The sequence below is a fragment of the Bacillus nitroreducens genome (assembly GCF_964021195.1).
This window is the reverse complement of the sequence record NZ_CAXHYI020000003.1, coordinates 1,348,576-1,361,683: the sequence shown is the minus strand read 5'-3', so window position 1 is coordinate 1,361,683 and position 13,108 is coordinate 1,348,576. Positions and strand designations below refer to the sequence as shown.

The window sequence follows — 13,108 nt, the reverse complement described above, 5'->3', positions numbered from 1 at the left end:
ATTGCCACCCTTCGATTACTCCTCATACTTATTTTTTAATTGGTCTGTACCAATACCTCCTATTACCATTAAAGCCAATGGTCCAAAATTTGCCACACCTTTAGGTAACCCCTCTAAAATGGTAATATTGGTACCAACAAAATTATTTAACCCAAGAATGATTAGTTTTATCACTAGTAGAAATACGCCTAACATGAAGATACCATCAAAAAATGTCTTCCATTTTGGATACGCCAGTTTTTTACTATCTTGAATTACTTTTTCCGTCAATTCTTTGTCACTCCTCAACAATTCATCTATTGTGATTCCGAATAAATCGCTTAACTCAATAATCACTTCAATACTTGGATAGTTCTTACCCGTTTCCCATTTTGAAACGGATTGACGACTAACATGTACTTTTTCAGCAAGGTCAATTTGGGACCATCCTCTTTTTTCCCGTTCCTTTTTTAGTCGTTCACTAAATATCATCTAGCCAGCCCCTTTCCATGTTTTCATTATGTAGGAGTTACATAATTCAAGTAAAGATAGTTCTAGGCGCATCAAGGGTGCAACCTCATGTTGCCGCATCAAAAAACCTTATTTTATCTATCATTTATTGTTTTTTATGAGACAGAAATAATTCCTAAAATGTGCAACATAGTCTTCTACTTTTTAAGGAACAATAGAGTATAAAAACGAATAAAATGAGGAGTTCTATGAAAAAGACAACCATGTTTTTTCTTTGTTTTCTTGTCCTAATGATCCCGATCCAAGTAATGGCTCAACGTCACATTCCAATCTTAGTCTATCATTTCATTGATGAATATAAGGGATTGGGATCTAAGGATCTATATGTGACACCCGAAAATTTCGAAAAACAGATGATGTATTTACGTGATCATGATTTCACATTATTAACTTTTGATCGTTGGCAAGACATCGATAAAGTAAGTAAACCAATTTTTATCACTTTTGATGATGGATATCAAGATAATCTGAATGCATTTGAGATCTTTCAAAAGCTGAAAAATGAAGATTTTAAACCTACTGGTACCATTTTTGTTATTTCTGACTTTATCGGTCGTTCCAACCGATTATCGAAATTGGATTTGAAGAGGATGGTGGATTCAGGGATCTTCTCCATCCAGTCTCACACCACTACCCATCCTTATTTGACAAAAGAAAAAAATTACGAATATGAACTAAAAGAATCGCGAGATCACATTCAAAAAATAACAGGCAAACCCGTTTATGTTCTAGCCTATCCATACGGAGATTTTAATAACAAGGTACTCGAGGAAACAAAGAAATACTATTCGTTTGGACTTACAACAACTCCTGAATATTTTTCCAAAAAGGGAATAAAAGACGAGCTCTACCTTTTACCACGTATCTATATCAAGTATTCAACGACTCTTGATGAATTTGCAGAGATTGTTGATGGAGGATAAATGGAATATGAGAGATTGCTTCTGATAATATTCGCTGTAATAGAAAAGAATAAGTAGGAAAGGAGGGATTACCCATGTCTAGAGTTAAGTGGCTAACAGCCTGGAGCATGATGATCGTATTACTATTAGTTGGCTCATTTGGTGTATTTGCTGAAACAAAACCTCTAAAGCCAATTCAAAAAATTGAGGTTGAAATGAACGATGATTCCTTTAACCCAAATGCCATCGAAATTCCCCAAGGAAAACCAATCGTGTTGGTCTTAAAAAACAACGGAGTGAAGAAACACACCTTCACAGTTGAAAAGCTCGGGATTGACTATGAAGTTCAACCGAGACAAATCAAACTTGTCACTGTGGAACCAAAAATGTCTGCTGGTACTTATGAATTAATATGTCGCTATCATGAAAAAGAGGGAATGGTCGGTAAGGTCATTGTGAAATAAAAGACTCTTCAAAGAAAATGGTGTCAGAGCAAATGAGCCCCGACACCATTTCTATTTTTATTCATATAAGAAATTTGTTCCTGCCAGGTCTGTCTGGCCTTTATATGTGGTATAGGCATATACATTGTAGTAATATCCCTTCGGTAGTCTAAAGCCATCTGATAAGGTTCCATCCCAATCAAAATATTGATAGCCCGCTGGTACATTTTCATAGGTTGCTATGTCACCAAGATATCCGATTGGTTGTCCATCTGCGTTTGAGAGATAGACAAAGAATTCTACTTTTTCTGCTCCACCAGGGAAGAAACCACCAACCTGCGTCAAATCGCCATAGTCATCGAACGAAACAAATACTGCTTCACCACGTGGATAATCTGGCTCTTTTACAAATAGAATCGTCGGTACATCTAGAGTTTGCTCTCCGTCACTAATTTTGATTGTTCCTTCATAATAACCTGGTTCTAGTTTACCTGCATCGACTTGAACGTTAAGGTTCACATTCTGTGACTGACCTGCATTCACTTTCGTGTTATTGCTTGTCATCACCTTAATACCATTTGGATTTCCTGCAAATTCAACTTTAAAGCTATAACTCTTTCTTTTATTCGATAGATTTTTAAGTGTAAAATGTTGTTTTTCTACTTGTTTACCTTTGTCCTTATAGAACACGCCAAATGAGTGGCTTCCAGGAGTGACAAGTGTTTCTGTATTGATTGCATCAAGTGGACGAATACTTCCAGCACCTTGGGTATTGTGTGGGTATACATTTCCTTCTGCATCTTTTATCTCAACAGCCGTGTTCATGAAGGCCGCTTTTACATCTTCCACAGACCATTCAGGATGTGCTTGTAAAAGTAATGCCGCTGCGCCAGCTACATGTGGTGATGCCATACTTGTACCTTGTTTCGCACCATACCCACCTGGGATCGTACTTGTAATATTGACTCCTGGTGCTGATACGTCTGGCTTAATCATCCATGTTCCTGTTACAGGACCACGGGAAGAGAAATCAGCAACCGTTTCACCTACACCTTTGGAGAATTCAATCGTGAAGCTTATTTTATTGTTTCCTTTTGCAAGTTCATCTAAAAGCTTATCTCCATCCGCTAATGTCGTTTTAATCGTCGGAACAGCCATTCCAGGTACATCAGGCGTTTCTCCTTCTACATTGTTATAGATAATCGCACCAACTGCCCCTGCTTCTTTCGCTGCAGTTGCTTTATCAACGAATGCAATTCCTGCTCCACGGCTAATTAACGCGATTTTACCGTTAAGGTCCTTCCCTACAAAATCCTCTGGAGCACCATATCCAACATGTACAAATTCAAATTCCTTCTCATTTAAAGCAAGTAATTCGTCATCACTTGGAAATCCTTGTACTTTTGCTGAAGGATATTCAATTCCTTCCGTTGTTGAAATGGAAGCATTATACACATTGTATGGAAGTTGTGTCGCCCCTACAGAGATGGCATCACGTGAAGTTCCAGGTGAACCAACCGTCCAGTTATTCGGTCCCGCGTTTCCATTTGATGTGACCGCCACTACGCCTTCAGCCATTGCCCAATCAAGCGCAATACTTGTTGCATAGTCAGGATCGTTTAAGGAGTTACCTAATGAAAGGTTCATAACATCTGCTCCGTCTTGAACAGCCTTCTCGATTCCAGCGATCACATTTTCTGTTGTTCCACTACCACCAGGACCTAGGACACGATAGGCTAAAAGTGTCGCTTCTGGAGCAACTCCCTTAATCCCGCCATTTGCCGCAACTGTACCAGCTACATGAGTACCATGATCTGTTTTTGCACCACGAGGATCACCAACTGGGGTTTCCTGTGGATCATTATCGTTATCTACAAAATCCCATCCTTTATAGTCACCAAATGCATGTTTTAAATCTGGATGGGTATAGTCCGTTCCTGTATCAATGACCGCAACTGTAATTCCCTTTCCTGTAAAACCAGCTTCCCACGCCTTATTGGCGCCAATAAATGGGGCACTCGCTGCCATTTGCGGGCTAAATACCTCTTCTGAAATGACACTCCCAGACTCTTCTGTAATGGTATACTCCACATCAGGATAAACAGCTTTTACCCCTGGTACTGTGAGCAACGCAGGAATTTCATTTGCCTTTAATTCAACTGAGAATCCAGAGAATACGTAGTCGTATTCCCGGTTCACACGACTGGATTTGGCAGCCTGTTTCACTGCCGCTTTTACTTTATTCCGTTCTTTTACTAAATTTGCCTTTGATTGCAATTTACCAGAATGCTTTGCTTCTACAATTGAACTTTCCGTTAATTCGACTATCACCGTAGTCGATTTTGAGGATGATAAGTCAATGTTTCCAAATGTTTTTGCTAGCTCTTTAGGAGCAGGGGGTTGTCCTTCAGATGATTGTGCTGACACTCCCATTCCGAATGAAGAAAATACTATTAAAAATGCAAGTAATAGCAGGATTGTCTTTCGTTTTAGCTTTTTACCCATGACCAATGCTTCATCTCCTATCATTGATATAAAGAAGCCCCTCAGTACTTTACACCTTCTCCCTCCTTTTTCTTTATTCAAGGGCTTTTCCCAGTGATATGTAGATTCTCTTTATCCCTCTCCTTATCCTTGAGCATATTTTCTTATTGTTTTGACAATGAAGCTGATACTATCAGACTAATTCAGGAAAAACTTTGTAAACCTTGGTCGAAAATTGTCAGGGACAGGCCACTCTTCCCATCTCTTTATGACAACAAGAAAAGGCCTAGCCGATTGGCCACGCCTAGTTTACTTATGCTACTCTTTCTTTCTTCGCAAAAAGGAAGATGGAACTAGCGATTAATAGTAGAATGAGTAGGAGTGTGACAGAGATTGATAGAGTAAATTGTTTATCTGGGCTTCCTGTTAACAAGAGCGAGCTTGCATGGGTTGAGAGCCTCGCTGGACTCCACATCATCCACTTTGAGAGAAGCGATGTGCTTGCTGACAACCCAATCGCCAGTAAAAGCGACATTAAAGCGACTAAGAGATTGCTTTTAAATAGTGAGCTTAAAAGAAGTGTGACCGTCACCAAGAACAACAGCCAGGTTCCATACACAAGTGAGCCTTTCATTAATTCTCCGAACTCGATCTCACCTATTAGAATCCCCGTATAATACCAAGATGCTAGGATACCTAAGAAGAATGAGCCAAGTGTCATAATCGCAATGCTTACCCATTTTGCGGTAATGTAATTTGCGAATGAAACGGGTTTTACGAGGATAATGTCAGACACACCACTGTTCTTTTCCGCTGCCACGATCCCCATAAATGCCAACACCAGGATGAGAATCCCAATTTGGCTATACTGTCCCAAGGTTTGCACAATAACCTCTTGTGGAGTTGGAACTGGAATGTCAAACACAGCCCCCTCTGGTAACTCACCCGCTGCTTTAATGATTTCAGGTAAATAATACGAGGTTATCGGCTGCATAATTCCTAGTAAAATAAAGACGATAGGGATCCACATTATTTTGAAGTTACGAATCATTTCGACCCATTCTTTCTTAAACAACACCGTCCATTGTCTCATGAGTTCACCACCTTCATAAATACATCCTCTAAGGATGATTGCCCAATTTTAAACGTCGTGACTGGTATTTTCTTCGTCCATATCTCTTGTAAAATCGCATTCCTTGCCGCTTCAAGTTCCGTTACGATAATCGTTGCCATTGTTTTATCTATAGTTACTTCTTGAACGGCTGATAGTGTGGTTAAACCACTTGCCCAGTCGGTAATATCGTTTTCCGCTTCAATCATGATCACGTCATGCTGATGCTTTCTGCGCAGGTCCACTAACGAGTCACTAATGGCCAGCTCTCCTTTACGTATGATAATGATATCATCACACACCTCTTCTGCATCATGTAGAACGTGAGTGGAAAACAGAATGGTTGTTTTCTCTTTTAATTGGCGCATCATTTCAATGACTTCACGTCGCCCGACTGGGTCAAGAGCGGAAACGGGTTCATCAAGCATCACAAGCTTTGGCTCATGAATCATCGCTTGTGCAATACCTAAGCGCTGTTTCATCCCGCCTGAAAAACCACCAATCTTCTTTTTCTTCGCATCGGCAATTCCCACTAATTCTAGTAATTCATCCGCTCTTCGTTGTGATTCCTGTTTCGATAAATGGGCAAGCTGTCCCACATACACTAAAAATTCATTCGCTGTCATCCAGTTGTAAAAAACGGGGTGCTGTGGCAAGTATCCGATGTATTTACGGTTGTCACCATTTTCCATCCCATCAAAGGCTATTTTTCCCGAAGTCGGATGAAGGAGACCAGCCAACATTTGTAAGGTGGTTGTTTTCCCCGCTCCATTTGGACCAAGGAGCGCTGTACAGCTTCCTTTTTTTATTTCAAACGATAGATTCTTTACTGCCGTTTCTTTTCCAAATCGTTTTACTAAATTTTCAATTGAGACAAGCGTTTTCCCCATTTATCTCTTCCTTCCAATGACAAAATAGAGAACTGGACCAAGAATACTAATCAATACAATAATAAACAGCCAAACTAATTTGGGACCATTCGTTTCTTCACTTCTCACAAGATCAATTAAAGCCGTTACCAATAATATCAATTGAATTACGACGATCGGGGCAAACAGCGCCCAGTTGATATCTTCAAGTCCTGTCAAGCTGAGTCACATCCTTTTTAATTGTTTTTCCGAAGATAATACGCTTGAGTTCATGAAAAAGTTCAGTAAAAAATAATATTTTTTTAAGACAAGGAGAATGTTCGCGATTCCACCCATTCTTTATTGAAAAAAAGGGATCTAAAAAAGCCACCATTTGTATATGGCGGCCTTGTATCCATTTATTCAATAATGAGTTTATGAATACTCACAAAATAAGATTCTATTAGTTGCGCGAGCTTGTTTTCAAGGTTGTCATATTCTTTGTCGGCTTTTTCGATGACTTCATAAAAGAGTTCTTCGTCTATTTCTCCATTTTCTAATGCATGATAGGTATTCCACATGTCCTCTCCATATTTTTGAATCAGAACCACGTAGTCATGTGCACCGATTTTTTCAAGAATAGTAGTTAGTTCTTTTATGTACATTTTTATGCCAACCTCGCCAATATACTCATGCCACCAATTCAACCAAGCCTCATGTCCACCACTTTCAAGCTCAGCATGGTATTGAAAAACAAGAAAAGCTTCATTCAACATTTGATTCTCGCACGGGAACTCAATCTCACAAATCGTGTCGATGACTTCATTCCAAATCTCATCAGTACTTTTCATCATATTTGCCCTCTACTTTTTTGCTTAATTATAGCAAAAATGAAAGCTGGGACTTCGTCTTCCCACAAAAAAACCGACTACTCGATTGAGTAATCGGTTGAATCATTAGCTAAAGTTGCCACCACATTGATTAGACTACTGTTTCTCCTGGTTTAGGCTTTTGCCATCCCGATTGAAGCATCCGTTGAGCTTGCATTTTCCTCATCTTTTGAATCTTCATCGTCAGCAGGAGTGCCTTCTTCATCTTCAGGCTTTTTAGTGTCTTCTGGTTTCTCTTCTTCTATTGGCTGCTTATCTTCTTCAGGTTGCTTGTCTTCTTCCTTCGTTGCAGCTTCTTTGTCTTCTGCTTTTTCAAGTGCAGTTACAGATTGACCAAAGTACTCAAGTGGATTTACAGCTACACCGTTGTTACGAATTTCAAAGTGAACGTGAATTGCTGCCTCTTTATCATATTGATTTTCGCCAGCCATTCCAAGAACATCACCTTGTTCGACAACGTCACCTTTTGCCACTTGTAAGTCTGCAAGAGATTGATACATTGTCACAACACCTTCAGAATGCTCAATCTCCACAACGTTTCCGTGTAGTGGATCTTTTTCAGCACGTGTTACAGTTCCAGCTAGGGATGCAACTACTTCAAATGTTTCGCCATCTTTAGCGACGATGTCAATCCCTTTGTTAGGGGAATAGATATTGTTATAGACTACAAGAGCTGCTTCTTGCTTTTCTGCTGAAGCCTCTGCATCATAGAACTCCCTAAACACTTCGATTGCATTCTCGTCGACAACTGGCATCTTAAAGTTCTCTGCCGCTTGGTTTACTGGTACACTTGGTTGTTCACCAGTAGCAGTTCCTGGTTGATTTTCACCATTTTTACTATCATCCGCTACATCGTTATTGCTAGTGAACCATAAAACTGCGGTTAAAATAAGTGCTGCACTTACCAAATAGATTGCTGGAAATACCCAACGCTTTCTAAATAAACGTTGTAAACTTGATTTTTGAGAAGTACGTTTCTTTTCTTCCTCTCTCATGTTTATCACCTCAGCAACCATTCTGAACACATTCGTTGAATTATATACATTTTCAAAAAATTTTTTTGGATTATTTTTCGACAAAGCTCAAAATATTATTCATAGATTCGAAAATTTTTCAAAAAAGGGGTACAGTTGTACGTGGAAATTGTGGAACTAGTGTGGATCAAGCTGGCGGGGTTGGGTGGGGGAAGAATGACAAGTTGGGTGAAGTGCTTTTTGTGGTGTTTGAGGTAGGGTTTGGCTCGTCATAACCGTGGATGAAGGGGATTTAGAGGGTGAAGTTCTAGCGTTTTGCACGTCATCCACCTGATGACGAGGAATTGAAGGGCGAAATTCTAGCGATTTGCCCTTCATCCACCTGATGATGAGGACTTGAAGGGCGGAATTCGATTGTTTTGCCCTTCATCCACCTGATGACGAGGAGTTGAAGGGCGGAATTCTAACGTTTTGCCCTTCATCCACCTGATGACGAGGAGTTGAAGGGCGAAATTCTAACGTTTTGCCCTTCATCCACCTGATGACGAGGAGTTGAAGGGCGGAATTCTAACGTTTTGCCCTTCATCCACCTGATGATGGACTTCCCAACGCCAGTTGTTTCTCTTAGGACTTCATTACCTCATTAACAAAGATGCTGAAAAATTAGTTTTTCCATCATCAGACAATCACATTCAACTTACCTCCCCAGCACCACCAATGAATGCTATACTATCTAAGTACATGTTAAGAAGGAGAAACTATCATGAGAGCTTTGTTGCGTTTTCTACTATTAGTTGCACCATTTTTATATATGATCTTGATTTTTGTTTTATCTAGTTTGCCTGCAGATGCGATTGTGAATACGCCGTTTTCATGGGATAGTGCGTTCAAGGAGTCCCTGCATCTGATTGAATTTGGCATTCTTTATGGGCTGTGGGTTTTGTTTTTCCTTGTCCAAGGAAAGTTTACTGCCAACACGAGCAAATTAGCTGCATTGATTGCGATCGCGTATGGATTTAGTGATGAATTCCACCAATACTTTGTCCCTTATCGTTCGGCGACCGTCATTGATTTAGTTAAAGATACAATTGGCGTGCTCGTGGCCTTTTACATAGTAAAAATAAGTTATTTTGGAGAAAAACTACCGAAGTTTAAAAAGCTATTGTTGTGGGTTGAAGGATTAACTAGCAAAAGAGAAGAGGGGAAGTAATTTCCCCTCTAGGATCTGAAACGACTTAGGAACTGCTGAAGTCGTTCACTTTTTGTATTTTCGAATACCTCTTCTGGTGTTCCTTGTTCTGCGATTACACCATTTTCCAGAAAAATAATACGGTCTGCCACATCTCGCGCGAAATCCATCTCGTGGGTTACAAGCACCATTGCCATTTCACCTTCGTTGGCAATTTCACGGATCACTTCTAGCACTTCGCCGACTAACTCAGGGTCAAGGGCAGAAGTTACCTCATCAAACAGCATCACTTTTGGGCGCATCACGAGAGCTCGTGCCATTGCGACCCGTTGTTTTTGACCACCTGAAAGTTGATTCGGATAGTTTTCTAACTTATCACCTAAACCCACTTTTTCTAACATCTCAATCGAGTTTTTCCGCGCTTCTTCCTTCGATTCACCTTTCACATGAATCGGACCTGTCATACAATTTTCTAAAATGGTCATATGTGGGAACAAATTAAAATGCTGAAACACCATCCCAATGTCCCCTCTAATTTTTCTTAAATGCTTTTCATTTGCCCGAACTAACTCACCGTTCTTTTCCATTTGCCACAAATTTTGACCGTTTACTTCAATGATACCTGATGAGGGTTCCTCCAGCGTCATTAACAAACGAATAATCGTCGTTTTACCTGACCCACTTGGCCCAATTAACGCGATCTTTTCAGCTGGTGCAATATCTAGGTTTATTCCTTTTAAGACATCCACCTCACCGAAGGATTTCGTCACATCTCTATATGTTACAATCGGCTCAGCCATTGACTGCCACTCCCTTTTTCACATTGTTTGCTCCAGTTGGATCCGTCTTATCAAATCGGCGATTCAGTTTATTTTCCAATTTTTTTATCAGAATAGCTGATGGGTAACTTAATAATAGGAAGAAAATCGCCACTAATGTATAAGGTTCTAAATAAGCCCAATTTCTCGCTCCAAATTTATCTGCCATAAGGAGCATACCCGCAACACCCACTGTCGATGTTAACGGCACTTCCTTGAACATGATGATTAAATAATTCCCAAGCATAGGGATGGTTGGTGGGATTGCTTGTGGAAGGATCACTTTTGTCCAGCGATCCTTTATGGACATATTTAACGCAATCGACGCTTCCCACTGCCCTTTATCAACTGATTCAATACCAGAACGATAAATTTCAGAAATATATGTACTAAAGTGAATTCCAAGACCTAGTACAGCGACCGTAAATGGACTTAAGCTAACCCCAACATACGGAACCATTGGTAACCCAAAAAACAAGAAAAATAATTGCACAAGTGGTGGTGTCGATCGGATGAACTCTAAAACAAATGACACGATCCACTGAAATGGTTTAAATGGGATTCTCTTTAAAAATACCCAGACAAATCCGAATACCATCGCAAAAAGATAACAAGCAATTGTCACCCCGAGGGTCACCCACATGCCTTTGAATATACTTGGAAGTGATCCAAAAAACATATTCCAATCCCACATTATTGACTAGCCACTCCCTTCGATGATTGCTTTTCTGCCCACTTTGTTAACCAAATTAAAGGTAAGGCAATGATAAAATAAAAGATAAGTATGAATAAGTAAACGGTAGGAGTCGAAGAAAGATTGGTACTTGTATAAAGTTGACCTCTATACACTATATCTGCCATGCCTACGAGTGAAATGAGTGATGTTGCCTTTAGCATTTGAATCAAATAATTTCCGAACTCTGGAAGCATCATCTTTACCGCTTGGGGTAAAATGACAAGTCTCATCCGCTGAAAACGTGACATATTAAGCGCAATAGCGGCTTCCGTTTGTCCATTTGAAACAGAGAGGATTGAACCACGTACCGTTTCTGACATGTAGGCTCCATAGTTCATCGAAATAGCAATCACACATGCCCAAAATTCGGAACCTAAATGAATCCCAAATAATATTGGAAGGGCATAGAAGAACCAAAACAACTGAATGATTAAAGAGGTTCCTCGAAATATTTCTACGTAAAATCCAGTAAATTTTCGAATGATGATATTTTTTGATAACCGACCAAATCCCGCTAAAAATGCAACAAGAAAGGAGAAAATGGCGGATGTACCTAAAATGAGTAGCGTAATATTTAGACCCTGAAGTAATATTGAAAAGATTTCACCTATTTGACTAATTGGACTCACCTCGTTTTATTCAGCAATTACGGGCAGTAGATCCCTCTCGTAGTAAAACCATTTAGGTTTTGAGCGAAAGATAACTGCCCGTATTTTTAATGACTATAAACAAAGACTAGTTGTGCCAGTTATTTTGGCAACATCTTAGCGATCCACATATTGCCAGTTGTAATTAACAACATTTAAGAAAATCTCACTCTTTGAAGTTTTTAACAAAAAAAACGGTTCTAAATCAAATGTTGGGGTTTTAGGCTACCGCGCTACGCTTGGTGGCCTCTATAAAAAATGATGGATGGTACCATTCATCATTTTTTATAGAGGAGAATCACACCAACTCGGTTAACCAATATGTACCCCAATTCTTTTATACTTGTGTGTTAATAAAATCTTCGCCCTAAAGCGTTCAAAAACTCTAAATCCATAAGCATTTCTCTTTAGAACTTTGGTTGAATTATTAATTCCCTCTAAAAACCCATTTGAATATTCATAGGCAAAGCTATTTAATACTTCAACTTGCCAATTTTGTATGGTCTTTATTGCTTTAATCATTTCAGGTATCTTTGAATCCTCAATTAACTTATATAGTTCTTCCAATTCCTTTTTAACCAAACTGATACTGTTTTTTCCGTTTTCTTTGGCACGTAAAAACCAAGAACGATATGCCTCTTTAATTTCATATGCTTGTTTGAGTTCATTCGACATCTCCAAGTAACGATTTAAATGCCATTTCTCATCCTTAGTTAAGCGTTGGCAGTCTTTATGAAAGACATGTTTCATACGTTTACACTTTTTACGGTCGTAGCCATGAAATTGGTTTTGTACTCGACGTCTTACTCCATCAAGCCCCCAATAGATGTAACGACAAAAATGAAATCTATCAGCTACAATAACAGGTTTACCTAATGCCTCTTGAACGGCTGCTTTAAAGGAATGATTCATATCCATTATGACTATTTGCACTCTAGATCCGTGCTTTCTTAAGTAGTCTTTTATCGTACGTTTATAACGATTTGGTAGAATATCAATCGGTTCTTTTGTTATCCCATTCGCAATGATTAACTGGTATTTCCCTTCGCGGGTATCACCCTTGTATTCATCAATAGCTATAACTGTAGGTAATTCTTCCACCGGACGAATTTCACTTCGTGAAATTTGATCGAATCGACGTATAATGGTTGAAGATGAACACCCGTAGATTTCAGCTGTTTCCTTAAATGTTTTTCCTTTAATCGCTTTAATTGATATAGCTTGATTCCATTCTATTGAGGTACGTTGATAACGCATGACAAAAGGATTTTTCTCTGAAAAACGTTTCCCACATTCACAGACATATCGTCTACGCTTATAAAAGATTTGGGTTTTTCTTTCAAACCACTTTAAGTGTTGAATTTTTTGTATACGATAGTCATGAATTTTACTCGTCCTTTGATTACATTTAGGGCACCGATGTACTTTTCGCTCCATTTCAACGTACAGGCGGATAACTTCGCCCACTTCTTCAACATTGGTTAGGATAGACCCTTTTAATCCAGGAATAATCATGGTAAAATCCATATACACGCAACTCCATTCTTTAGACTTGT

The 13,108-nt window shown here is 39.3% G+C and carries 14 protein-coding genes; 3 read left to right on the top strand and 11 right to left on the bottom strand.

Annotated elements, in window-relative coordinates; all coding sequences use genetic code 11:
- Positions 1 to 15 precede the first annotated feature (15 nt).
- The gene (locus tag ACWPVE_RS10430; protein ID WP_453993072.1) at positions 16 to 471 is read right to left on the bottom strand and encodes a helix-turn-helix domain-containing protein; all 456 of its coding nucleotides are present in this window, start codon (positions 469 to 471) and stop codon (positions 16 to 18) included.
- Between the two features lie 227 nt (positions 472 to 698).
- Here ACWPVE_RS10430 and ACWPVE_RS10425 point away from each other — a divergent pair, with 227 nt between their 5' ends.
- Entirely contained in the window at positions 699 to 1,433 is a 735-nt protein-coding gene (locus ACWPVE_RS10425; RefSeq protein ID WP_453993070.1) for a polysaccharide deacetylase family protein, read from the top strand.
- Positions 1,434 to 1,507: 74 nt separating this feature from the next.
- Positions 1,508 to 1,876 (top strand): cupredoxin domain-containing protein, encoded by a 369-nt coding sequence (locus tag ACWPVE_RS10420; protein ID WP_453993068.1) that lies wholly within the window; start codon positions 1,508 to 1,510, stop codon positions 1,874 to 1,876.
- A 57-nt stretch (positions 1,877 to 1,933) separates the two neighbouring features.
- On the opposite strand, the gene ACWPVE_RS10415 is transcribed toward ACWPVE_RS10420, so the two are convergent.
- From ACWPVE_RS10415 to ACWPVE_RS10390, 6 genes are all read right to left on the bottom strand, one after another.
- On the bottom strand, positions 1,934 to 4,384 hold the full coding sequence (locus ACWPVE_RS10415) for a S8 family serine peptidase (RefSeq protein WP_453993066.1): 2,451 nt from the start codon (positions 4,382 to 4,384) through the stop codon (positions 1,934 to 1,936).
- Positions 4,385 to 4,652: 268 nt separating this feature from the next.
- Complete coding sequence (locus ACWPVE_RS10410) at positions 4,653 to 5,432, bottom strand: ABC transporter permease subunit (protein WP_453993064.1); 780 nt, start codon at positions 5,430 to 5,432, stop codon at positions 4,653 to 4,655.
- Positions 5,429 to 6,340 (bottom strand): ABC transporter ATP-binding protein, encoded by a 912-nt coding sequence (locus tag ACWPVE_RS10405; protein WP_453993062.1) that lies wholly within the window; start codon positions 6,338 to 6,340, stop codon positions 5,429 to 5,431. The genes ACWPVE_RS10410 and ACWPVE_RS10405 overlap by 4 nt, the downstream gene beginning before the upstream one ends.
- Positions 6,341 to 6,538: a PLDc N-terminal domain-containing protein gene (locus tag ACWPVE_RS10400; RefSeq protein WP_453993060.1), complete on the bottom strand. Its 198-nt coding sequence runs from the start codon at positions 6,536 to 6,538 to the stop codon at positions 6,341 to 6,343.
- A gap of 179 nt (positions 6,539 to 6,717) precedes the next feature.
- Positions 6,718 to 7,152 carry a DMP19 family protein gene (locus tag ACWPVE_RS10395; protein WP_453993058.1) on the bottom strand — a complete coding sequence of 145 codons (435 nt, stop codon included), beginning with the start codon at positions 7,150 to 7,152 and terminating at the stop codon, positions 6,718 to 6,720.
- A gap of 149 nt (positions 7,153 to 7,301) precedes the next feature.
- Positions 7,302 to 8,183 carry a peptidoglycan DD-metalloendopeptidase family protein gene (locus tag ACWPVE_RS10390; protein WP_453993056.1) on the bottom strand — a complete coding sequence of 294 codons (882 nt, stop codon included), beginning with the start codon at positions 8,181 to 8,183 and terminating at the stop codon, positions 7,302 to 7,304.
- A gap of 742 nt (positions 8,184 to 8,925) precedes the next feature.
- On the opposite strand from ACWPVE_RS10390, the gene ACWPVE_RS10385 reads away from it, so the two are divergent.
- A complete protein-coding gene (locus tag ACWPVE_RS10385; protein ID WP_453993054.1) occupies positions 8,926 to 9,372 on the top strand; it encodes a VanZ family protein in 447 nt (148 codons plus the stop codon).
- A gap of 8 nt (positions 9,373 to 9,380) precedes the next feature.
- Here the strand turns inward: ACWPVE_RS10385 and ehuA are convergent, their stop codons facing one another.
- From ehuA to ACWPVE_RS10365, 4 genes are all read right to left on the bottom strand, one after another.
- A complete protein-coding gene (ehuA, locus tag ACWPVE_RS10380) occupies positions 9,381 to 10,151 on the bottom strand; it encodes an ectoine/hydroxyectoine ABC transporter ATP-binding protein EhuA (protein WP_453993052.1) in 771 nt (256 codons plus the stop codon).
- A complete protein-coding gene (gene ehuD / locus ACWPVE_RS10375) occupies positions 10,144 to 10,863 on the bottom strand; it encodes an ectoine/hydroxyectoine ABC transporter permease subunit EhuD (RefSeq protein WP_453993050.1) in 720 nt (239 codons plus the stop codon). The genes ehuA and ehuD overlap by 8 nt, the downstream gene beginning before the upstream one ends.
- Positions 10,863 to 11,525: an amino acid ABC transporter permease gene (locus ACWPVE_RS10370; RefSeq protein ID WP_453997460.1), complete on the bottom strand. Its 663-nt coding sequence runs from the start codon at positions 11,523 to 11,525 to the stop codon at positions 10,863 to 10,865. Before ACWPVE_RS10370 ends, ehuD begins: the two co-directional genes overlap by 1 nt.
- 339 nt (positions 11,526 to 11,864) lie before the next feature.
- Entirely contained in the window at positions 11,865 to 13,085 is a 1,221-nt protein-coding gene (locus ACWPVE_RS10365; protein ID WP_082090051.1) for an ISL3 family transposase, read from the bottom strand.
- Positions 13,086 to 13,108 lie beyond the last annotated feature (23 nt).

What these genes read in the sequence shown, in the direction of transcription:
- ACWPVE_RS10430 (WP_453993072.1), bottom strand. Translation starts at nt 471, where the DNA reads ATGATATTTAGTGAACGACTAAAAAAGGAACGGGAAAAAAGAGGATGG.
- ACWPVE_RS10390 (WP_453993056.1), bottom strand. Translation starts at nt 8,183, where the DNA reads ATGAGAGAGGAAGAAAAGAAACGTACTTCTCAAAAATCAAGTTTACAA.
- ACWPVE_RS10405 (WP_453993062.1), bottom strand. Translation starts at nt 6,340, where the DNA reads ATGGGGAAAACGCTTGTCTCAATTGAAAATTTAGTAAAACGATTTGGA.
- ACWPVE_RS10395 (WP_453993058.1), bottom strand. Translation starts at nt 7,152, where the DNA reads ATGATGAAAAGTACTGATGAGATTTGGAATGAAGTCATCGACACGATT.
- ACWPVE_RS10410 (WP_453993064.1), bottom strand. Translation starts at nt 5,432, where the DNA reads ATGAGACAATGGACGGTGTTGTTTAAGAAAGAATGGGTCGAAATGATT.
- ehuD (WP_453993050.1), bottom strand. Translation starts at nt 10,863, where the DNA reads ATGTGGGATTGGAATATGTTTTTTGGATCACTTCCAAGTATATTCAAA.
- ACWPVE_RS10420 (WP_453993068.1), top strand. Translation starts at nt 1,508, where the DNA reads ATGTCTAGAGTTAAGTGGCTAACAGCCTGGAGCATGATGATCGTATTA.
- ACWPVE_RS10415 (WP_453993066.1), bottom strand. Translation starts at nt 4,384, where the DNA reads ATGATAGGAGATGAAGCATTGGTCATGGGTAAAAAGCTAAAACGAAAG.
- ehuA (WP_453993052.1), bottom strand. Translation starts at nt 10,151, where the DNA reads ATGGCTGAGCCGATTGTAACATATAGAGATGTGACGAAATCCTTCGGT.
- ACWPVE_RS10385 (WP_453993054.1), top strand. Translation starts at nt 8,926, where the DNA reads ATGAGAGCTTTGTTGCGTTTTCTACTATTAGTTGCACCATTTTTATAT.
- ACWPVE_RS10425 (WP_453993070.1), top strand. Translation starts at nt 699, where the DNA reads ATGAAAAAGACAACCATGTTTTTTCTTTGTTTTCTTGTCCTAATGATC.